At 67.1% G+C, this 20,928-nt stretch carries 18 protein-coding genes, 1 pseudogene and 1 riboswitch; of the genes and pseudogenes, 13 read left to right on the forward strand and 6 right to left on the reverse strand.

Features of this window, described 5'->3' with window-relative positions; all coding sequences use genetic code 11:
* Nucleotides 1-108: 108 nt before the first annotated feature.
* Nucleotides 109-876, reverse strand: coding sequence for a Crp/Fnr family transcriptional regulator (locus tag WBN46_RS16725; RefSeq protein ID WP_337732572.1), 768 nt, complete (start codon nt 874-876; stop codon nt 109-111).
* 397 nt (nt 877-1,273) lie between these two features.
* On the opposite strand from WBN46_RS16725, the pseudogene WBN46_RS16730 reads away from it, so the two are divergent.
* From WBN46_RS16730 to WBN46_RS16740, 3 genes and pseudogenes are all read left to right on the forward strand, one after another.
* Nucleotides 1,274-2,563: pseudogene (locus WBN46_RS16730) on the forward strand (DEAD/DEAH box helicase); the annotation flags it as partial.
* Nucleotides 2,564-2,704: 141 nt separating this feature from the next.
* The gene (gene queD, locus WBN46_RS16735) at nt 2,705-3,061 is read left to right on the forward strand and encodes a 6-carboxytetrahydropterin synthase QueD (protein WP_337732573.1); all 357 of its coding nucleotides are present in this window, start codon (nt 2,705-2,707) and stop codon (nt 3,059-3,061) included.
* A gap of 155 nt (nt 3,062-3,216) precedes the next feature.
* Complete coding sequence (locus tag WBN46_RS16740) at nt 3,217-3,609, forward strand: phasin family protein (protein WP_192202952.1); 393 nt, start codon at nt 3,217-3,219, stop codon at nt 3,607-3,609.
* Nucleotides 3,610-3,787: 178 nt separating this feature from the next.
* On the opposite strand, the gene bioD is transcribed toward WBN46_RS16740, so the two are convergent.
* Entirely contained in the window at nt 3,788-4,468 is a 681-nt protein-coding gene (gene bioD / locus WBN46_RS16745; protein WP_337732574.1) for a dethiobiotin synthase, read from the reverse strand.
* Nucleotides 4,461-5,195 (reverse strand): TMEM175 family protein, encoded by a 735-nt coding sequence (locus WBN46_RS16750; protein ID WP_337732575.1) that lies wholly within the window; start codon nt 5,193-5,195, stop codon nt 4,461-4,463. The genes bioD and WBN46_RS16750 overlap by 8 nt, the downstream gene beginning before the upstream one ends.
* A 79-nt stretch (nt 5,196-5,274) precedes the next feature.
* Here WBN46_RS16750 and WBN46_RS16755 point away from each other — a divergent pair, with 79 nt between their 5' ends.
* The 3 genes from WBN46_RS16755 (at nt 5,275) to btuB (ending at nt 8,477) form a co-directional block, all read left to right on the forward strand.
* The gene (locus WBN46_RS16755) at nt 5,275-5,760 is read left to right on the forward strand and encodes a GAF domain-containing protein (protein ID WP_192202949.1); all 486 of its coding nucleotides are present in this window, start codon (nt 5,275-5,277) and stop codon (nt 5,758-5,760) included.
* Nucleotides 5,757-6,128 (forward strand): TfoX/Sxy family protein, encoded by a 372-nt coding sequence (locus WBN46_RS16760; protein WP_337732576.1) that lies wholly within the window; start codon nt 5,757-5,759, stop codon nt 6,126-6,128. The genes WBN46_RS16755 and WBN46_RS16760 overlap by 4 nt, the downstream gene beginning before the upstream one ends.
* Before the next feature lie 120 nt (nt 6,129-6,248).
* Nucleotides 6,249-6,466, forward strand: a riboswitch (cobalamin riboswitch).
* Nucleotides 6,467-6,590: 124 nt separating this feature from the next.
* The gene (gene btuB, locus WBN46_RS16765; protein WP_337732577.1) at nt 6,591-8,477 is read left to right on the forward strand and encodes a TonB-dependent vitamin B12 receptor; all 1,887 of its coding nucleotides are present in this window, start codon (nt 6,591-6,593) and stop codon (nt 8,475-8,477) included.
* 206 nt (nt 8,478-8,683) lie between these two features.
* Here the strand turns inward: btuB and dinB are convergent, their stop codons facing one another.
* Nucleotides 8,684-9,757, reverse strand: coding sequence for a DNA polymerase IV (gene dinB / locus WBN46_RS16770; protein ID WP_337732578.1), 1,074 nt, complete (start codon nt 9,755-9,757; stop codon nt 8,684-8,686).
* Between the two features lie 215 nt (nt 9,758-9,972).
* On the opposite strand from dinB, the gene fabA reads away from it, so the two are divergent.
* Both fabA and fabB read left to right on the forward strand, forming a co-directional pair.
* Nucleotides 9,973-10,488, forward strand: coding sequence for a 3-hydroxyacyl-[acyl-carrier-protein] dehydratase FabA (gene fabA, locus WBN46_RS16775; RefSeq protein WP_192202945.1), 516 nt, complete (start codon nt 9,973-9,975; stop codon nt 10,486-10,488).
* Complete coding sequence (fabB, locus tag WBN46_RS16780; RefSeq protein WP_337732579.1) at nt 10,488-11,696, forward strand: beta-ketoacyl-ACP synthase I; 1,209 nt, start codon at nt 10,488-10,490, stop codon at nt 11,694-11,696. The genes fabA and fabB overlap by 1 nt, the downstream gene beginning before the upstream one ends.
* A 6-nt stretch (nt 11,697-11,702) precedes the next feature.
* Here fabB and WBN46_RS16785 read toward each other — a convergent pair whose 3' ends face one another.
* Together WBN46_RS16785 and glmS are read right to left on the reverse strand one after the other, a co-directional pair.
* A complete protein-coding gene (locus WBN46_RS16785) occupies nt 11,703-12,749 on the reverse strand; it encodes a glycerophosphodiester phosphodiesterase (RefSeq protein ID WP_337732764.1) in 1,047 nt (348 codons plus the stop codon).
* Between the two features lie 196 nt (nt 12,750-12,945).
* Entirely contained in the window at nt 12,946-14,772 is a 1,827-nt protein-coding gene (gene glmS, locus WBN46_RS16790; protein ID WP_337732581.1) for a glutamine--fructose-6-phosphate transaminase (isomerizing), read from the reverse strand.
* A gap of 194 nt (nt 14,773-14,966) precedes the next feature.
* Here glmS and WBN46_RS16795 point away from each other — a divergent pair, with 194 nt between their 5' ends.
* From WBN46_RS16795 to WBN46_RS16815, 5 genes are all read left to right on the forward strand, one after another.
* The gene (locus tag WBN46_RS16795; protein ID WP_337732765.1) at nt 14,967-16,235 is read left to right on the forward strand and encodes an efflux RND transporter periplasmic adaptor subunit; all 1,269 of its coding nucleotides are present in this window, start codon (nt 14,967-14,969) and stop codon (nt 16,233-16,235) included.
* Between the two features lie 67 nt (nt 16,236-16,302).
* Complete coding sequence (locus WBN46_RS16800) at nt 16,303-17,025, forward strand: ABC transporter ATP-binding protein (protein WP_192202941.1); 723 nt, start codon at nt 16,303-16,305, stop codon at nt 17,023-17,025.
* A 75-nt stretch (nt 17,026-17,100) separates the two neighbouring features.
* Nucleotides 17,101-18,411: an ABC transporter permease gene (locus tag WBN46_RS16805; RefSeq protein WP_337732582.1), complete on the forward strand. Its 1,311-nt coding sequence runs from the start codon at nt 17,101-17,103 to the stop codon at nt 18,409-18,411.
* Nucleotides 18,412-18,434: 23 nt separating this feature from the next.
* Nucleotides 18,435-19,658 carry an FtsX-like permease family protein gene (locus tag WBN46_RS16810; protein WP_337732583.1) on the forward strand — a complete coding sequence of 408 codons (1,224 nt, stop codon included), beginning with the start codon at nt 18,435-18,437 and terminating at the stop codon, nt 19,656-19,658.
* 52 nt (nt 19,659-19,710) lie between these two features.
* Nucleotides 19,711-20,925: an ABC transporter permease gene (locus WBN46_RS16815; protein WP_337732584.1), complete on the forward strand. Its 1,215-nt coding sequence runs from the start codon at nt 19,711-19,713 to the stop codon at nt 20,923-20,925.
* Nucleotides 20,926-20,928 lie beyond the last annotated feature (3 nt).

Consider the following 20,928-nt stretch of genomic DNA (forward strand, 5'->3'; position numbering starts at 1 on the left):
CGTCGGGTGGAACAGCGCTGCGGAAACACCTGCATACCCTGTTGCGCCCCATTGTTCGCGGGGCATACGGTCGCGACTTACGTCGCTCCTACAGAGAGCAAAAAAGCCTCAGGCGCGCGCTTCGGCCAGGGCGTCCAGGCGCTTGCGGTTGAGCAGGCGCACGTGGTGCGGGTCGTCGGTGGCGATGCTGCCTTCCTGGCGCAGGCGGGTGAAGCTGCGGCTGACGGTCTCGACGGTCAGGCCCAGGTAGTCGGCGATGTCGGTACGCGTCATCGGCAGGATTACTTCGGTGTCGTCCTGGCCCTGGCGCCGACGACGCTGCGCCATGTCCACCAGGAAGCCGGACAGGCGCTCCATCGGATTGAGGCGGGCCAGCGACATCAGGTTGCCACGGGTGGCGTCGAGTTCGACGCAGGCGCGCTCCAACAGTTCGCGCTCCAGCTCCGGGTGGTCGTGGCACAGGCCGCGCATGTCGGCCATCGAGAATTCGCACAGCGTGCTGTCGGTGATCGCCTCAATGGTGTGCTTGTAGTGCGAGGTCCCGCTGAAGCCGATGAAGTCGCCCGGCATCAGGAACCCCGCCACCAGCCGGCGCCCGTCCGGCAACAGCCGGATGCGGCGCAACGCGCCCTTGGTCACCGTGAACACGCCCCGCCGCGGCTCGCCCTCGCGCACCAGCGCCTCGCCCGCGGACAGCCGGACGTCATCGGCCAGCGCCTCCATGGCATGGGCCTTCTCCACCGGCAGGGCCGCGCAGATGGCCAGGTGCCGGACCAGGCAGCCGCCACAACCGCGCGAATTGGCCTGGCAGACCACGCCATCGGCTGGCGCACGGGTCACCGGGGCGTCGTTCTGGCGGAGGATGCGAAGGCTCATGGCGGTCGGCTACGTGGTCTTCCCAGGCCATGATACGCCCGCAAGTCACTGATTTCCGGGCTGCGACAATTGGTCGCAGACCCGGGTTTCAGCACCCATTCCCCCATTCAGGCCCGGATTCGGTTACAGTGCGCGCCGCTTGCCTGCGGCCGTTCGTTTCCCCATGGTCCGCCGGCGCCGGGATGTCCACACGACCTCCCGCGCCCGCCCCGCCCCGACTTCTTTCGTGGGCAAGCCCGGATCCGCCGCTTTGGCGCCTCCGCACCCCTTCTCGCAGCGCGGTTTCAGGGAACGCTTCGAGTCACGGCCTCACCGCATTCCGCGCGTCCCACGTTGCCGCACTTCGCTGTGCCGGCGTTGCGTGCGTGTCCGGCCGGCCGGCTTTGGAGCTTCCACCATGACGTTTGAAAACCTTGGCCTCGCGCCCGCCCTCCTGCGTGCGCTGGACGAACAGGGCTATACCCAGCCCACCGCCATCCAGGAACAGGCCATCCCGCTGGCCCTGGCCGGGCACGACCTGCTGGCCGGCGCCCAGACCGGCACCGGCAAGACCGCCGCGTTCGGCCTGCCGCTGATCCAGTACCTGGCCACCACGCCGCAGGAAGTCGCCACCCGTGGCCCGCGCAAGCCGCGCGCACTGGTGCTGACCCCCACCCGCGAGCTGGCCGTGCAGGTGCATGACAGCCTGCGTGGCTACGGCAAGTACCTGCGCATTCCCAGCACCACCATCTATGGCGGCGTGGGCATGGGCAACCAGCTGGACGCGCTGCGCCGTGGCGTGGACATGGTGATCGCCTGCCCGGGCCGGTTGATCGACCATATCGAGCGTCGCAGCATCGATCTGTCCGGCATCGAGGTGCTGGTGCTGGACGAGGCCGACCGCATGCTCGACATGGGCTTCCTGCCCTCGATCAAGCGCATCCTGGCCAAGCTGCCCAAGCAGAACCGCCAGACCATGCTGTTCTCCGCCACCTTCGCCGAACCGATCCGCGAACTGGCCATGGAATTCATGCGTGATCCGAAGCAGATCCAGGTCACGCCCAAGAACACCGTCGCCGAGACCATCACCCACCGCGTCCACCCGGTCGATGGCAGCCGCAAGCGCGACCTGCTGCTGCACCTGCTGGCCAAGGACAGCCGCCTGCAGACGCTGGTGTTCGCCCGCACCAAGCATGGCAGCGACAAGCTGGCGATGTTCCTGGACAAGAGCGGCATCAAGACCGCGGCGATCCACGGCAACAAGTCGCAGGGCGCACGCCAGCGCGCGCTCAACGACTTCAAGGCCGGCCGCATCAACGTGCTGGTGGCCACCGACATCGCCGCGCGCGGCATCGACATCGACCAGTTGCCGCAGGTGATCAACTTCGACCTGCCGATGGTGGCCGAGGACTACGTGCACCGTATCGGCCGCACCGGCCGCAACGGCTCGACGGGCGAGGCGATCTCGCTGGTGGCGCAGGATGAAGCCAAGTACCTGCGCGCCATCGTGCGCATGCTCGGCCGCGACGTGGACCTGCGCGACGTGCCGGGCTTCGAGCCGCAGACGCCGATCCGCTGGGGCAACAGTGCGCCGGGCAAGGCCGAACAGCCCGCCGGCGAGCGCACCCCGCGCCGCAACGGCCCGCAGAAGCATGCGCGCCGCCCGCACAGCGAGGCCCCGCGCCACGCCCACGCCGGCCCGAAGAAGCACAGCAGTGGCCCGCGTCGCGAAGGCGACCGCCGCCCCGGCGGTGCGCGCCCTAGCCAGGCACGCCCTGCCCGTTGAGTCGATCGTGCGGCGCCCTCACCGGCGCCGCACGCTGGTTGCCACGCCCTCTAGAATCGTCGCATGGATATCTTCAAGGTCTTCACCGTGGAAGCCGCGCACCGGCTGCCGCACGTGCCGGACGGGCACAAGTGCGCGCGCCTGCACGGACATTCGTTCCGCATCGAACTGCATCTCTCCGGCCCGGTCGATCCGCACGCTGGCTGGGTGATGGACTTCGCCGACGTGAAGGCGGCCTTCCAGCCGATCTACGACCGGCTGGACCACCACTATCTCAACGACATCCCCGGCCTGGACAACCCGACCAGCGAGCAGCTCGCGAAGTGGATCTGGGACCAGACCAAACCGGTGCTGCCGCTGCTGAGCGCCATCGTGGTGCATGAAACCTGCACGTCCGGGTGCCGCTATACGGGCCCCTGAGGCAAGAAACCGGTTTCATACCACTACATACAAGCGTTTGATTTTTAACGGCTCCTGACCGTTCGTCGGATTTCCATACGCCACTTATTGCACTGCAACATGGATATGTCTATGCTGCGTCGCAACAGATGGGAATCCCCTTTCAGGAGCACGCCATGACCACGCAATTCAACGAAAGCTTCAGCCAGTTCACGCACCAGTTCGCCGCCGCTGCCTCGCGCGCCAACCGTCTGGCCCTGGAAAGCGCCGAGACCGTGTTCGGCGTGCAGCTGAAGACCTTCGAAAAGAATATCGACGCCACCACCGCCTTCTTCGGCGAGCTGGCTGAAACCCGCGACCTCGAAGGCTACAAGACCCTGTGGCCGAAGGGCATGCAGGTGGCCAAGGACAACGCCGAGCGCGTCGTCGCCGCCAGCCAGGAAGTGTTCGGCCTGGGCCTGAAGACCGGTGAGGCCTTCGGCCAGCTGGTGAAGACCCAGTTCGAGACCGCGACCGACAACGTCCAGGCCTCCGTGGCCAAGGCGACCAAGGCCGCCAAAGGCAAGTAAGACCCGCCCCAGGACCTGCGCGTCCAACGTTTATTGCGCGGCTCCCCCTCCCTCCGCGCAGCCGACCCGGCAGCCCCCACGCTGCCGGGTTTTTTATTGCCCGCGCACCCAGGTACTTGCAGGAGGGCCTTCAGGCCCGATGCTTTTCCGGCAACGCCTGTCGGGCCTGAAGGCCCTCCTACAGGGAAATCGCGATATGCCGGCTGAGCTGCCTGGCGTCGATGTCCGGCGCATGTGGCAACCTCCCCCAGCACGGCACCGGCATGCGCGCGGACAGCAGGGCGAAGTTCTCGTCCCGGCGTTCCATCTCCGGATCGACCTCGTTCGCTATCCAGCCCACCAACCGTGCCCCGTCGTCCTGGATGGCGCGCGCACTGAGCCGTGCATGGTTGATGCAGCCGAGCCGCATCCCCACCACCAGCACCACCGGCAGGCGCAGTTCCTCGACGAGGTGCCGTTGATCGAGCGTCGCCGTCAGCGGCGCGGCCCAGCCGCCAACGCCTTCCACCAGTACCAGATCAGCCAGCGGATGCAGGCGCTCGAACGCTGAAACCAGCACCCCCAGTTGGACGTCCACGCCTGCATCGCGGGCCGCGATCTCCGGCGCCAGCGGAGCGGGCAGCGCATACGGATTGAGGTCCTCGTACGGCGGCACGGGATCGCTCGCCGCCTGCAGGGCCAGTGCATCGTCGTTGCGCCAGCCGGCCGGCGTGAGGGTACAGCCGCTGGCAACCGGCTTCATGCCGACCGCGCGCAACCCGCGCGCGCGGAATGCATGCAACAAGGCGGCACTGGCGACGGTCTTGCCGACGCCGGTGTCGGTACCGGTGACGAACAGCCGGTCCATCGGCCTATCCATCTGCGCGCTCCGGCCAGCGGCGCGCGCCCCAGCGCTGGCCACGCACATGCACCAGGCCGGTGAACGAAAGCAGGAAATACACGCTGCCCGGCAATGCGACCTGCCACGACCGCGAGTGCTCGGTCAGCAGCAGCGCGATCAGCACCGACACCAGGCTGACGAGAACGAAATAGGCGTGGGATGCGACTTCCCCAGCTGCGTTGGCTGCGGCATCGCCGTCCAGCCGCAACCGGCCACGCGCGCGCCATGCGAGCGCATACAGACCGCCTACGCAGGCGGACATCGACGCGAACGCGAGCCCGTAGAAAATGAACATGAAGGCCAGCGGACGCGGACCGTTGGCGTCGGACAGCGGCATCGGCAGCCACCCGCCCGTGATCCATCCGAAGAACGTACCCAGCAGCAGCCGCAGCGGATACACGTAGACCAGCACCAGGAACACCAGCAACAGGCTGAGCAGCGTGGCCGGGACGGTGCCCAGCCGATAGCGCCGGCTCCAGCGCACATGCGCGTACCAGAACATCGCCACCATCGCGAAGCTGGCGGCGAACGCCGGTATGTTCTTCAGCGCCTGCAGTACGCCGCCGATGCTGTCAGGAATGCGCTCCACCGAGATGACCAGCAAAGTGACCGCGAACGCGAACGCCGCATCGACGAATGCCTCCAGCCGCGTCACGCCATGGCCACGCCAACCCGCTTCTTCTTCATCGCGTGCATTCGCGCCCACCTGTCGCCCCCGTCAGCCCATGCGGATGGGACGCATCATATCGGGCCGTCCCGCAGGACGCGGGAGTAGAATCGACGCCATGTCATTCGCCTCCCAGACGCTCACCGGCAGCAAGCCGGAACAATACGCACAGCTGGCCGCGCAGGCCCGTGCCCTGCTGGCCGGCGAACCGGACCGGATCGCCAATGCCGCCAACCTGGCCGCACTGCTCTACCACGCCCTGCCGGACTTCAACTGGGCCGGCTTCTACTTCTTCGATGGCCGGGAATTGGTCGTTGGCCCGTTCCAAGGCTTACCAGCCTGCGTGCGGATCCCGTTGGACAAGGGGGTCTGCGGAGCCGCCGCACGCACCCGCCAGACCCAGCGCGTGGACGATGTGGAGGCCTTCCCGGGCCACATCGCCTGCGATTCCGCTTCACGCTCGGAGTTGGTGGTACCGCTGGTAAAAGGGGACGAACTGGTCGGCGTGCTCGACCTGGACAGCCCACGCCTGGCGCGCTTCGATGCCGACGACCAGGCGGGCATGGAACGCATCGCCGCCATCTTCGTGGATTCGCTGACATGACAGGCACCAAGCTGCGCAACATCGGCCCCAAGTCCGCCGCCTGGCTGCGCCAGGTCGGCCTGCGCACGCAGGAGGACCTGGAGGGCGTCGGCGCGGTGGAAGCCTTCATACGGGTCAAGCGCGCGGGGTTCCGGCCCAGCCTCAACCTGCTCTATGCGCTGGAAGGCGCCCTGCTGGATTGCCACTGGCAGCAGCTGCCCGAGGATCGCCGCAGCGCATTGCTGGTGGCCTACGACGCGGCGGCCGCCCTGCTGCCGCCGCCGCGCGGCCGACCCGCAGCAGGCCCGGTGACCACGACGCACACCGAGCGCGAAGAAGACACGGGCCCTCCGCTCAACCTGTTCGACTCGCCAGGCGGCGACGACTGATTCCTCCACGAGGGCTTCAGCCCCGATGCTTTTCAGCCACTGCGTCAGGGGCTGCCAGAAGAGCATCGGGACTGAAGCCCCTCCTGCACCTGTGCGGGCAGGAACGCGCGGGCTTCCCGTATACTGCGCGCGCTTTCAGGTGACCCGCGGCTTCCACGCCCGGGTTGAAACGGGAAGCCGGTGACCCGCGATACGCGGCATTCCGGCGCTGCCCCCGCAACGGTAGGCGAACAACAGCCGCGGCATCGGCCACTGTGCATTGCATGGGAAGGCGCCAAGGCGGAGTGCCCTGCACTCGTTCGCAAGCCCGGAGACCGGCCTGGGAGTCCACTGGTTGCGATGCGGAGGGCGTCGCGGCGTGCCGCGCCGCTGCCTGTCTGCTGCGCTGTCCGCAACGCTCCCTTCCCCGTCGCAACTCCACGCCGAAGAATGCGCGCGGGGCGCGCGATGGAGTTGAATCCGATGTACAGCCGTTTTCCCCTTTCCCACCTGGCCCTCGCGGTCGCATTGGCGCTGCCGTTCGCGGCGCAGGCGCAGGACGCCACTGACTTGGACGAAGTCGTCGTCACCGGCACCCGCACCGATGTGGCCGTGCGCGACAGCCTGGCGCCGGTGCAGGTCATCGCGCGCGCGGACATCGAACGCAGCCAGTCGCGCTCGCTGATCGATCTGCTCAAGGGCCGTGCCGGCATCGGCTTCACCAACCAGGGCGGCCTGGGCAAGCTGAGCACGATCAACATCCGCGGCACCGAATCCGACCACGTGCTGGTACTGGTGGATGGCATCCGCATCGGCTCGGCAACCGCGGGACTGGCGTCGTTCCAGGACTTGCCGGTGGACCAGATCGAGCGCATCGAGATCGTGCGTGGCCCACGCTCCAGCCTGTACGGCTCGGAGGCGATCGGCGGCGTGATCCAGATCTTCACCCGTCGCGGCGGCAAGGGCCTGTCGCGCGAACTGCGTGTCGGCGGTGGCAGCAACAATCTGCGCGAAGCCAGCGGCGGCTTCGCTTATGGCGGGGAACGTGGCTGGATCGGCGCCAATGCCGCGTACCAGGAAACCGACGGCACCAACGCCTGTCGTGGCGCCGGCTTTCCGGTCTTCCAGGGCTGCTTCACCGACGAGCCAGACGATGACGGCTACCGCAACGTCTCGCTCAACGTGCGCGGCGGCTACAGGCTGACCGATGCGCTGACGCTGGAAGGCCACGCATTGAACGCCGATGCCTTCAACGAGTTCGATGGCAGCATCTTCGGTGGCAACGAGGCCGACAACGTGCAGCAAGTGCTCGGCAGCAAGCTGACGTGGAAGCCTTCCGCCGCCACCACGCTCACCGCGCAAGTCGGCCGCGCCTCCGACAAGTCGGACAACCATTTCGCCGATGCCGCCGCCGGCACACGCACCTTCGTCAGCACGTTCGACACTCGGCGCGACACCGCCTCGCTGCAGGGCGACTTCGTCTTCGCTGACCGGCACCTGCTGACCGCCGGCGCAGACTGGCAGCGCGACGAGGTCACCAGCACGGTGACCTTTGCCGACAGCGCCCTGACGCCGATCGAAAGCCGCGACAACACCGGCGTCTTCGTCGAGTATCAGGGACGCTTCGGCGCGCAGCAGGTGCAAGCCAGCGTGCGCAACGACGACAACGACCAGTTCGGCAACCATGTGACCGGGAGCCTCGGCTGGGGTCTCGGATTCGGCAGCGGCTTCAAGCTCAGCGTCACCGCCGGCACCGGTTTCAAGGCGCCCACGTTCAACGACCTGTACTACCCGTTCTCCGGCAACGAGTTCCTCGAGCCCGAACGTTCGAAGACCCTGGACATCGGCCTGGCGCAGTACGCCGACAACTGGAACTGGTCGTTCAACGTCTACGAGACGCGTATCGACGACCTCATTGCGCTTGACAGCAACTGGCTGCCGGCGAATACCGAAGAAGCGCGCATCCGCGGTGCCGAACTGACCGGCACAATGACGCTGGCCGGCTTCGACATCGCCGCCCAGGTGAGCCATGTCGATCCGCGCAACCACACCGCCGGCCTGAACTACGACAACCTGCTGGCGCGCCGCGCACGCAACACGGCACGCGTGGATGTGGACCGTGCCTTCGGCGGCTTCCGCGTCGGCCTGACCGCCAATGGCGCCAGCCACCGCTACGACAACGCTGCCAACAGCGTTCGACTGGCCGGCTACGGCACGCTGGACCTGCGCCTGGAGTACGCAATCACGGACGAGTGGTCGCTACAGGCACGCGCCAGCAACGTGTTCGACCGCCAGTACGAAACGATCGCCTGGTACAACCAGCCCGGTCGTGAGTACGGCCTGAGCCTGCGCTACAGCGCGCGCGACTGAGTCGTACGCCCGAGGGAAGGCCGGCAATGGACTGCTCCGTTGCCGGCTTTGCCGCTTCGTCCCCGCGGCCACAAGACTGCGGACCACGCTGTACCAGCCCGACGCCGGACCGCGCACGCGTCTGCAGAACGCGATGGCCTCGCACCTGCGATGCTTCGAGCGCAACGAAGACCCCGCCTTCGACTGGCACGCTGCATGACCCTGCGCTACACGTCCATCACATCGAACAGGCTCGCCTGTACTCCCAACTCCTCACGATCGCGGAACCCGGAAAGGCCTACGCCGACCAAGCGGTACCGAGTCGCAGCAGGCAGGTCCACGCGCTCGCGCAATGCCAGCGCGATATCGATGAACTCCTGCGCGGAGGATGCAGGCGACTCCGGCGTGAAGCTGCGGGTCAGGATGCGGAACTGCGAGGTCTTGAGCTTCAGTACCACCGTGCGGCCCACGCGCTCCGTCTTCCGGCTGGCGGCCCAGGCCTTTTCCGCGATACGGACGATGTGCGGTTCCAGTTCGGGCAGCAACAGGTCGGTGGCGAACGTGTCTTCGGCCGAGATCGACTGCACCGGCTGGTCAGGCTCCACGGGTCGCTCGTCGATGCCGCGTGCGCGCCGATAGAGACTTCCGCCGAAGCTGCCGAAGCGCTGTTCCAGATCGCGCTGCTCGAAGGTGCGCAGATCGCCGACGGTATGGATGCCGGCCGCGTTCAACTTGCCCTGCATCACCTTGCCCACGCCCGGAATGCGCTCCACCGGCAAAGGCGTCAGGAACGCCTCCACCTGGTGCGGCCGCAGCACGAACTGCCCATCGGGCTTGCGCCAGTCGGACGCGATCTTGGCGAGGAACTTGTTCGGCGCCACGCCGGCCGACGCGGTGAGCTGCGTTTCCTCGCGGATCTGCGCACGGATCGTTTCGGCCACCGCGGTGGCGGTCGGCAGGTTGGACTTTGTCGCGGTAACGTCGAGATAGGCCTCGTCCAGCGACAACGGTTCGACCAGGTCGGTGTGGCGCAGGAAGATCTCGCGCACCTGTCGCGACACCGCCTTGTAGCGCGCGAAGTCTGGCGGCACGAACACTGCCTGCGGGCACAGCCGCTCCGCGCGCACCGCCGGCATCGCCGAGCGCACGCCGAAGACGCGGGCTTCGTACGATGCCGCGCACACCACCGAGCGCTCGCCGCGCCACGCGACGACCACGGGCCGTCCACGCAGCGACGGATCGTCGCGTTGTTCGACCGACGCGTAGAAGGCGTCCATGTCGATGTGGATGATCTTGCGCATCACGCGATGATATCGGCCGCCGTACGCGATCGCATGGACGCAGGCGGGAACGATACGGTTGCGTTTGGAGATGCGGACAGAGAGTGCGAAACCCTTGCCGCAATTACGCCTCGCCGATGGTACGCCGGCGTATGGAAAAAACCCGGTTGATTTGCATCAAGACAAGCGTATGCACATGTGTGCATTATTTGCAGCTTCGTAGAACGGACCATGCAATGACCGCCCCTGCTTCCTTCTCGCGCGAACAGCTGCTGGCCAGCGCGCGCGGCGAACTGTTCGGCCCCGACAGCGGCCGCCTGCCCAATGACCCGATGCTGATGTTCGACCGCATCACCGAGATCCGCGAGGACGGTGGTGCGCACGGCAAGGGCCTCATCCGCGCGGAACTGGATATCCACCCCGACCTGTGGTTCTTCAAGTGCCACTTCCTCGGCGACCCGGTAATGCCCGGTTGCCTGGGGCTGGATGCGATGTGGCAGCTGACCGGTTTCTTCCTGACCTGGATCGGCGCGCCCGGTCGCGGTCGTGCATTGGGATCGGGCGAAGTGAAGTTCACCGGCCAGGTCTTGCCGACCGCCAAGCGCGTCAGCTACGAGATCGACATCAGCCGCGTGATCAACCGCAAGCTGGTGCTTGCGGTGGCCGATGGCCGCATGCTGGTCGACGGCCGCGAGATATACACCGCGCGCGATCTGCGCGTGGGCCTGTTCACCTCGACGGAGAGCTTCTGATGCGCCGTGTCGTCATCACCGGCCTGGGCATCACGTCCTGCCTCGGCAACGACGCGGATACCGTGTCGGCCGCGCTGCGCGCAGGCCGTTCGGGCATCCGCCATATCCCGCAATACGCCGAACTCGGCTTCCGCAGCCAGGTGGGCGGTGCGCCGGAGATCGATCTCGATGCGCAGATCGACCGCAAGCAGAAGCGCTTCATGGGCGATGCTGCGGCGTTCGCGCACATCGCGCTGCGCGATGCCATCGCTGATGCCGGCCTGGACGACGCGCTGGTCAGTCAGCCGCGCACCGGCCTGATCGCCGGCTCCGGCGGCGGCTCGGCCGAATGGCAGATCGAGGCCGCCGATCTGCTGCGCGCGCGCGGCATCCGCAAAGTGGGCCCGTACATGGTGCCGCGCACGATGTGCTCCACCGTATCGGCGACCCTCGCCACGGCGTTCAAGATCAAGGGCGTGAGCTATTCGATCTCCGCCGCCTGCGCGACCTCGGCACACTGCATCGGCGCGGCGGCGGACCTGATCCGCGCCGGCCGACAGGACATCGTGTTCGCCGGTGGCGGCGAAGAGCTGCACTGGGCGCTGACGATGATGTTCGATGCGATGGGCGCGTTGTCGAGCAAGCGCAACGATGACCCCGCGCACGCCTCGCGTCCCTACGATGCGGACCGCGACGGTTTCGTCATCGCCGGTGGTGGCGGCATGCTGGTGCTGGAGGATTACGACCACGCGGTGAAGCGCGGCGCACGCATCCACGCCGAACTGCTGGGTTACGGCGTGACCTCTGACGGCGCCGACATGGTCGCGCCGTCCGGCGAAGGCGCGGTGCGCTGCATGCAGATGGCGCTGGAAGGCGTCACCGCGCCGCTGGACTACCTCAACACGCACGGCACCTCCACGCCGCTGGGCGACGTGATCGAACTCGAGGCGATCCGCACCGCGCTGGGCGATACGCTGCCGCCGATCTCCTCGACCAAGGCGCTGTCCGGCCACTCGCTGGGCGCGGCCAGCGTGCATGAAGCGATCTACTGCCTGCTGATGATGCGCGATGGCTTCATCGCGGGCTCGGCCAACATCGAGACGCTGGACGAAGGCGCCAAGGATTTCCCCATCGTGCAGGCGAGCCGCGACGCGACCCTGACCACGGTGATGTCCAACAGCTTCGGCTTCGGCGGCACGAACGCCAGCCTGGTGTTCGGCCGGGTCTGACCCGGCTCAGCGCCCGTCCACCGCGCGCCGCCCCAGCGCCGGATCGTCGGTGAAGAAGCCGCCGATCCCCAGCGCGAGATAGGCGCGGATCTCGACAAGGGATCCTGCCTCGCTGCGCATGCGCGGATCGTCGCCTTCGCGCAGTGCCTTCGGCAGGAAATGGTTCTCCGGCCGGAAGGTGTATGGCCACACATGCAGGCCTTCGTTGCGGGCATCCGCCATCAGCGCGGTCGGCGTTCCCAGCGCGCCGTCCTCGGAAACCGGCATCAGCAGGCGCGTCCACGGCCCGATGATGTCGGCATAGCCGGCGATGTCCTGCAACCCGGCGGGTGTCATCAGGTCCGCGTAGCGTGTCGGCCTGCCCGCCGCCAGCGCATCGCCCGGTTGCGCGTCAGCGGGACCCAGCAACTGCAGCAGGCGGATGTTCTCGTGCGACGGCCCAAGGCGCGTGCGCAACGCACGCAGGTTCGCCTGCTCGAACGATTGGATCACCACCGGGGCCTCGCGTGTGTACGCGTGCGCCGCCAGCGTTTCCAGCAGGCGCTCCTCCATCGGCAGGCCGAGGCGCTGGAAGTGGCTGGGATGCTTGATCTCGGGTATCAGGCCGATGCTGCGCCCACTGCGTGCGGCGTGTTCCGCCGCCAGCGCGATGACCTCATCCAGCGTCGCGATGTCGTATCGGCCATCGTGCGCCGTACCGCGCAGCTCGGGCAACCGCTCACGCGCGCGCAACGTCTTCAGTTCGGCGAGGGTGAAGTCTTCGGTGAACCAGCCATCGAACGTCTCGCCATCGATTACCTGTTGTCGCTTGCGGGCGGCGAACTCGGGCCGCTGCGCGACATCGGTGGTCCCGCCGATTTCGTTCTCGTGCCGCGCGACCAGCACGCCATCGCGCGTGGACACCAGGTCGGGCTCGATGTAGTCCGCCCCGTCCTCGATTGCACGCGCATACGCCTCCAGCGTGTGCTCAGGCAGATGCGCGCTGGCGCCGCGGTGTGCGACGACGACCACGTCGGACGGCATGTCGCCGGACTGCACGGACGCGGCCGGCATCAGTACCAACAGGACGGGAAGCAGACGACGGAACGGCATGGACAATCCTTCATGCATGCAAGCATGCCACGCGCGGCACGGGACCCGGACAGCACAAAGCCCGGCTTTCGCCGGGCTCCGGTGCAACGCGGGAGGAGAGAGGACCTCGTTGCAGGTCGCATTCTGCGCGCCGCCTGTTACAGGAAGGCGACAGCGCTCACTCCACCGTCACCGACTTCGCCAGATTGCGCGGCTTGTCCACGTCGGTGCCGCGGGCCAGCGCGGTGTGGTAGGCCAGCAGCTGCACCGGGATGGTGTGCACGATGGGGCTGAGCACACCGACGTGGCGCGGGGTGCGGATGACGTGCACGCCTTCCGACTCGCTGAAGTGGCTGTCCTGGTCGGTGAACACGAACAGTTCGCCGCCGCGCGCGCGCACTTCCTGCATGTTGGACTTCACCTTCTCCAGCAGCATGTCGTTCGGCGCGATCACCACCACCGGCATGTCGGCATCCACCAGCGCGAGCGGGCCGTGCTTCAGCTCGCCGGCCGGGTAGGCCTCGGCGTGGATGTAGGAGATTTCCTTCAGCTTGAGCGCGCCTTCCAGTGCGATCGGATAGTGCAGGCCGCGACCGAGGAACAGCGCGTCTGACTTCGGCGCGAAACGCTCGGCCCAGGCGGCGATCTGCGGCTCCAGGTTCAGTGCGTGCTGCACGCTGCCGGGGAGGTGGCGCAGTTGTTCGAGGTAGTCGGCTTCCTGTTCCGGCGTGACCTTGCCGCGCAGTTTGCCCAGCACCACGGTGAGCTGGAAGAGCGCAGCCAACTGGGTGGTGAAGGCCTTCGTCGAGGCCACGCCGATCTCGGCACCGGCGCGCGTGTAGCACACCAGTTCGCTGGCACGCGGGATGGCGCTTTCGGGAACGTTGCAGATCGACAGCGTGTGCTCGTGGCCCAGCGACTTGGCGTACTTCAGCGCCTCCATCGTGTCCAGGGTTTCGCCGGACTGCGAAATCGTGACGATCAGGTGCTTCGGGTTCGCATATGCGGCGCGATAGCGGTACTCGCTGGCGATCTCGACGTTGCACGGCACGCCGGCGATGGCTTCCAGCCAGTAGCGCGCGGTCATGCCGGCGTAGTAGCTGGTACCACAAGCGAGGATCTGCACGCCCTCGATGTCCTTGAGCGCGGCTTCGGCGTTGGCGCCGAACAGCGCGGGCGAGAAACCGCCGTCGACCACCGCCTCGATGGTGTCGGCGATCGCGCGCGGCTGCTCGTGGATTTCCTTCTGCATGAAGTGGCGGTACGGGCCCAGCTCCAGCGACGCGAGCGACACGTCCGACACGTGCACGTCGCGCTGCACGGGTTCATTCTGGCCGTCGAACACCTTGACGCCTTCGCGCGTCACTTCGGCGGTATCGCCTTCTTCCAGGAAAATCACGCGCCGCGTGGCCTGGATGATCGCCGACACGTCGGAGGCGATGAAGTTCTCCCCCTCGCCCAGGCCGATCAGCAACGGGCAGCCCATGCGCGCGCAGACCATGCGGTCGGGTTCCTTGCGACTTACCACGGCCAGTGCGTACGCGCCGGTGAGTTCCTTCACCGTGTGCTGCAACGCGGTGAGCAGGTCGTCGCCCCCCTTCAGGTGGTGGTGCATCAGGTGGGCGATCACTTCCGTGTCGGTCTGCGACTCGAACACGTAGCCGAGCGCGCGCAGTTTCTCGCGCTGCTCCTCGTGGTTCTCGATGATGCCGTTGTGCACCAGCGCCACCCCGTGGCTGATGTGCGGGTGCGCGTTCGCCTCGGTCACGCCGCCGTGCGTGGCCCAGCGCGTATGACCGATGCCGAGCGTCGCGTTGAAGCCCTCGGCGGCGGCGGCGCCTTCCATCTCGGCCACGCGACCGGTGCGGCGCACGCGGCGCACATCCTGCTGATCGACCACGGCGATGCCGGCGGAATCGTAGCCGCGGTATTCGAGCCGCTTCAGTCCCTCGATAAGTACCGGCACCACGTCGCGATCGGCGATCGCACCCACAATTCCGCACATAGGCCTGTGTCTTCCATCTGAGTCAAACGAACGGACATTCTACGTGTCCGGCACTGGACAACCCCTGTCCGGCGGGTGTCCGCGGACACCCGGACAGTCCTCCGCCCCGGACAAGCCCCTTGTAAATCAATCGCTTGCGTTTGGCACGCATCCTGCTGAGTACGGCAGGTCATTCCAAAGAACGCATGCCGCCGATGATTCGGGACACCTCCGCGCAAGACCGAGTACTCAGTTCCTCGCAGACCCGCCCGGCCTGGCGCCGCTGGGTATGGCCCGCCGCCGGTAGCGCACTGCTGCTGGCCGGTATCGTGTTCGCGGCGCGCGGCTGGCTGGCGGGCACGACCTCGATCGACGGCGCCCGCCTGCGCATCGCCGAGGTGACCCGCGGCGATCTGGTCCGCGACATCGCCGCCGACGGTCGCGTCATCGCCGCCAACAGCCCCACCCTGTACGCGGTGGCCGGGGGCGTGGTCACACTGAAGGTGGTCGCGGGCGACCAGGTGAAGCAGGGCCAGCCGTTGGCCGAGATCGACAGCCCTGAGCTGCGCAGCAAGCTGGCGCAGGAACAGACCACGCTGGCGGGCATGCAGGCCGAGGCCAGCCGTGCGACCCTGGATGCGAGCGTCACCCGTGCCAATGCGCAGAAGGCACTGGACCAGGCCGGCATCGAGCGCCAGGCCGCCGAGCGCACCCTGCAGCGCTATCAGCGCGGCTTCGAAGGCGGTGCGGTGCCGCAGGTCGACGTGCTGGAAGCGGAGGACAACCTGCGCAAGGCCGAGATCGCACTGTCCCATGCACGCAAGGATGCGGGGCTGCAGGGCCAGGGCGCCGGGCTGGATGCGCGCAACAAGCAACTGCTGGCCGAACGCCAGCGTGCCGTGGTCACCGAAGTGCAGCGCCAGGTCGATGCACTGACCTTGCGTGCGCCATTCGACGGCCAGGTCGGCCAGATCCAGGCAGTGCAGCGCTCCAACGTCGCCATCAACGCGCCCGTGCTGAGCGTGGTGGACCTGTCGGTGTTCGAAGTCGAGATCAAGGTGCCGGAAAGCTTCGCGCGCGACCTCGCCATCGGCATGCCCGCCACCCTGACCAGCGCGGGCCAACCGTATCCGGGTGAAATTTCCGCGGTGTCGCCCGAAGTGGTGAACGGCGAAGTCGTCACCCGCCTGCGCTTCTCCGACAAGCAGCCGCCCGGCCTGCGCCAGAACCAGCGCCTGTCCGCACGCATCCTGATGGACACGCGCCGCAACGTGCTGATGGTCGAGCGTGGCCCGTTCCTCGAACAGGGTGGCGGTCGCTACGCCTACGTCATGGATGGAAGTTCGGCGGTGCGTCGCCCGGTGCAACTGGGCGTCAGCAGCCTGAGCAACGTCGAAGTACTCAGCGGTCTGCAGCCCGGCGACAAGGTCGTCGTTTCCGGCAGCGACCAGTTCGGCGACGCCGAGCGTGTCTCGGTCAACTGATCATCACCCCCAGCCCTCCCCTACGTCTCCCACTCCACTCCCGAACCCGAAGAAGAAGGAACCCGCCATGCTTGAGATGCGCCAAGTCGCCAAGGTCTACCGCACCGAACAGGTGGAAACGCATGCGCTGCGTTCCCTCGACCTGCATGTCCGCGAGGGCGAGTTCGTCGCGGTCACCGGCCCATCGGGCTCGGGCAAGACCACTTTCCTCAACATCGCCGGCCTGCTGGAAACCTTCACCGGCGGCCAGTTCCTGCTGGATGGCCAGGATGTCAGCGGCCTGGGCGATGACGCGCGCTCGCGGCTGCGCAACCACAAGATCGGATTCATCTTCCAGGGCTTCAACCTGATCCCCGACCTCAATCTGTTCGACAACGTCGATGTCCCGCTGCGCTATCGCGGCATGCCGGCGGCCGAGCGCAAGCAGCGCATCGAAGATGCGTTGGGCCGGGTCGGCCTGGGCTCGCGCATGAAGCATTTCCCCGCCGAACTCTCGGGCGGTCAGCAGCAGCGCACCGCGATCGCGCGCGCATTGGCTGGCAGCCCGCGCCTGCTGCTGGCGGACGAACCCACTGGCAACCTCGACTCGCAGATGGCCCGCGGCGTGATGGAGCTACTGGAGGAGATCAACCGTCAGGGCACGACCATCATCATGGTCACCCACGACCCCGAACTGGCCGCGCGCGCGCAGCGTAACGTGCACATCGTGGACGGTATGGCCACCGACCTGTCGGTGGAGCCTGCATTGATCCGTGCGGCGCACGCCGCCGAAGCCAACGCATCCGCGTAGGGTGGGCCCCGGCCCACCTCAGACAGAATCCAGACGACCACATGGTGGGCCAAGGCCCACCCTACGGAGCCAAGCATGTTCGGCTATTACTTCTCACTGGCGCTGCGCAGTTTCAAGCGCAACAAGGCGCTGACCTCCCTGATGGTGCTGGCCATCGCGCTCGGTATCGGCGCCAGCATGACCACGCTGACGGTGTTCTATGTACTGTCCGGCGACCCGATCCCGCAGAAGAGCGACAAGCTCTTCTACCCGCGCATCGATCCGCGTTCGGCGAACGGCTTCACGCCCGGCAACGAGCCGGAAGACCAGTTCACCCGCTACGACGCCGAGCGCCTGCTGCGCGACAAGAAGGGTGATCGGCAGGCCTTCATGACCGGCGGCGCTTCTTCGATCGAGACGGAAGACGGCAGGATCGAACCATTCCGCATCGACTCGCGCTACACCACGGCCGATTTCTTCCCGATGTTCGACGTGCCATTCCGCTACGGCAATGGCTGGTCGGCGGCCGATGACGAATCGCGCGCGCGCGTGGCCGTCATCTCCAAGGCGCTGAACGAGAAACTGTTCGGCGGCGCCAACAGCGTGGGCCGCGAGATCAAGGCCTCCGGCGCGACGTTCCGCGTGATCGGCGTGCTGGATGAATGGCGTCCCGCGCCGAAGTTCTACGACATGACCCAGGACCGCTTCACCGAAGTGGAGCAGCTGTTCGTGCCGTTCTGGACCTCGCGCGCCTTGAAGATGGGCACGCAGGGCAACATGAACTGCTGGGGAGATTCCAGCGCCGAGGAGGAAGGCTCGCAAGGCCCGAATGCGCCGTGCGCGTGGCTGCAGTACTGGGTCGAGCTGGGCACGCCAGCGAAGGTCGAGGCATACAAGCATTACCTGAAGAACTACTCCGACCAGCAGCGTGCTGCCGGCCGTTTCGAACGAGCCGCCAACGTGGACCTGCACAACGTGATGCAGTGGCTGGACAAGCAGGGCGCCGTTCCCGCCGACGTTCGTCTGCAGGTGTGGCTGGCGTTCGGCTTCCTGGCCGTCTGCCTGCTCAACACCGTCGGCCTGCTGTTGGCGAAGTTCCTGGGCCGCGCCTCGCAGATCGGCGTGCGACGCGCGTTGGGTGCAACGCGCAAGGCCATCTTCGCGCAATGCCTGGTGGAAGCGGGCACGGTCGGGCTGGTCGGTGGCGTGCTGGGCCTCGTGCTCGCCTGGCTGGGCTTGCTGGCCGTTCGCCAGCAGCCGGCCGGCTACGCCGACCTCGCGCACATGGACCTGAAGATGCTGCTGGCCACCTTCGCGCTGGCGATCGTCGCCAGCCTTCTCGCCGGCATGTTGCCCGCCTGGCGCGCCATGCAGGTGACGCCCGCCATCCAGCTCAAGAGCCAGTGACCCATCCATCCAAGAGGCACGTCATGGACATCCGCCCCATCCTTTCCACCCTGTCCCGCCACAAGACGGCCGCCGCACTGATCGTGCTGGAAGTGGCGCTGTCGTGCGCCATCATCTGCAACGCCGTGTTCCTCATCACCCAGCGACTGGAGCGCATCGACCGCCCCACCGGCATGGCCAACGAGGAGATCGTGCGGATCAGCATGGGCAACCTCGGCGAAAATCCCGACGCCGACGCGCTGGTGAAGCAGGACGTCGCCAGCCTGCGCGCGCTCGCAGGCGTCAAGGCGGCCGGCAGCATCAACCACGTGCCGTTCGACAATTCATCGTGGAACACCTCCATCCAGCTCGAACCGGAACAGGAACGCCCCAGCGCACAGGCGAACGTCTATCTCGGTGATGCGGTGGTCGAAACGCTCGGCCTGAAGCTGGCCGAGGGACGCGACTTCAACGCCGACGAGTACGTCAACTGGACCGAGATCAACAAGCAGAATGCGAAGTACGCAATGCCCGCCGTGATCCTGAGCCGCGAGCTGGCGAACAAGCTCTTCCCCGGCGAAAGCGCGATCGGGAAGAATATCTACGCCTGGAACACCGACAACGTGCCGCACCGCGTGGTCGGCGTGGTCGATCGGCTGATCCGCACGAACGACAACGGTGGCATCGCGGAAGCGGGCTTCGCGATGATCCTGCCGGCGAAGGACCTGACCATGGGGACCTTCGTGATCCGCACCATGCCGGAGCGTCGTGCCGAAGTGCAGAAGGCCGCGATCGCCACGCTGGAGAAGAACAGCGCGCGGCGGCTGGTCCTGCGCGGGGGCACGTTCACCGACATCATGAGCGACTACTACCGCGGCGATCGCGCGATGGCATGGCTGCTCATCACCGTGATCGTCTCGCTGCTGATCGTCACTGCATTGGGCATCGTCGGCCTGGCCAGCTTCTGGGTGCAGCAACGCACCAAGCAGATCGGCATCCGCCGCGCGCTGGGCGCAACGAAAGGACAGATCCTGCGCTACTTCCAGACCGAGAACTTCCTGCTGGCGACCATCGGCATCGTGATCGGCATGATCCTGGCGTACGGCATCAACCAGCTGCTGATGGGCAAGTACGAACTGCCACGCCTGCCGCTGCTGTACCTGCCCGTCGGCGCCGTGCTGCTGTGGCTGCTGGGCCAGGTCGCCGTGTACGGGCCGGCGCGCAAGGCCGCGTCGGTGCCGCCGGCGGTGGCGACGCGTACTGCCTGACGCGCACGGGTCGCCGCACACACTTCCGGGTGTGTGCGGCGCCGGAATGCTCATGCCACATCCGGGATTCCTGCTGCTAGGACGTCACCACGCAGGCACATGGCTGCTCGCGTTGCAGCTCGTCATCGGCGTCGTGCTGTGCGTCCATGCCTGGCAGACGTTCGCCGCGCTCCAGGCCCGACGCTTCGAACCCAGTGGCATCGACGAGAACACGTTGATGCTGGTGCCCTGGATCAAGTTGCCTGCCGCAGACGATCCGGGTGTCGAGCATGTGCTGCAGACGCTGCGCGCCATTCCCGGGGTCGTCTCGGTGGCGGCAAGCAACCAGGCCCCGTACGGACGCAATGCATGGAGCGTGCATGCCTGGACCGGATCGGACCGGAGCCCCCGCCACCTGACCTCCCTCTATCTCGTCCATGAAGGCTTCTTCGATACCCTCGGCCTCTCCACAGCAAGCGGACGCCGCTTTCTCGTCGATGAGTTCCACGACTATCCGGGCGACCAGGGCCGGCTGCACGCCGGTCCGACGTCCGCCATCGTCTCCGTGGCGCTGGCGAAGCATCTGTATGGCGATGCCGATCCACTGGGCCGCACGTTGCACGTGATGCCCGGCGTGCCGCTTCACATCGTCGGCGTGGTGGACAGGATCCCGCTGCCGGCCACGGCGCATGGCACCGACGGTGCGGCCATGGTGTTGCCGGTGCGCTTGCAGGACACGGCAGCGGCCCAGTTCGTGGTCCGCCACCGGCCCGATCCCGGGGCAATGACGGCGCGCATCCGTACCGCGTTGTCGGCGGCGTACCCGACCGCCGTTTCCGCCATGCCCGTCAGCCTGGCGACGCTGCGCGAGCAGACCTTGCGCGCGCCCGCAGCGGACGCATGGCGGTCGGCGCTCGCCTGCGCGACCTGGTGGCTGCTCACACTGGGCATGCTGGTGCTGGGCGGCCATCGCTGGATCCAGGAGCACGCGCAGGAGTTCAGCCTTCGACGGGCCATGGGGGCCAGCGGTGCCCAGCTCGCCCTGCGATTGAGGCTGGAGTATTTCCTGCTGGCAGCGGGTGCCTCCCTGGCTGCGCTGGCGTGCATGGCATGGCTGTTCCCGCTGCTCGTGCCCGGATGGCGCGCAACGGCCGCGTCACCGTGGACGCATGCAGCGGCGATTGCCTGGACTTCCCTTGCGGTGCAACTTGCTGCCGGGTGGCCTGCCCGTCTCGTGCGCCGCATTCCGGCGCACCTCGTCAGCCGCAGTCCTTCGGTTAGGCTATAGCGC

Origin of the sequence: Pseudoxanthomonas sp. CCNWLW251 (assembly GCF_037402255.1) — a bacterium.
Classification (GTDB): domain Bacteria; phylum Pseudomonadota; class Gammaproteobacteria; order Xanthomonadales; family Xanthomonadaceae; genus Pseudoxanthomonas_A.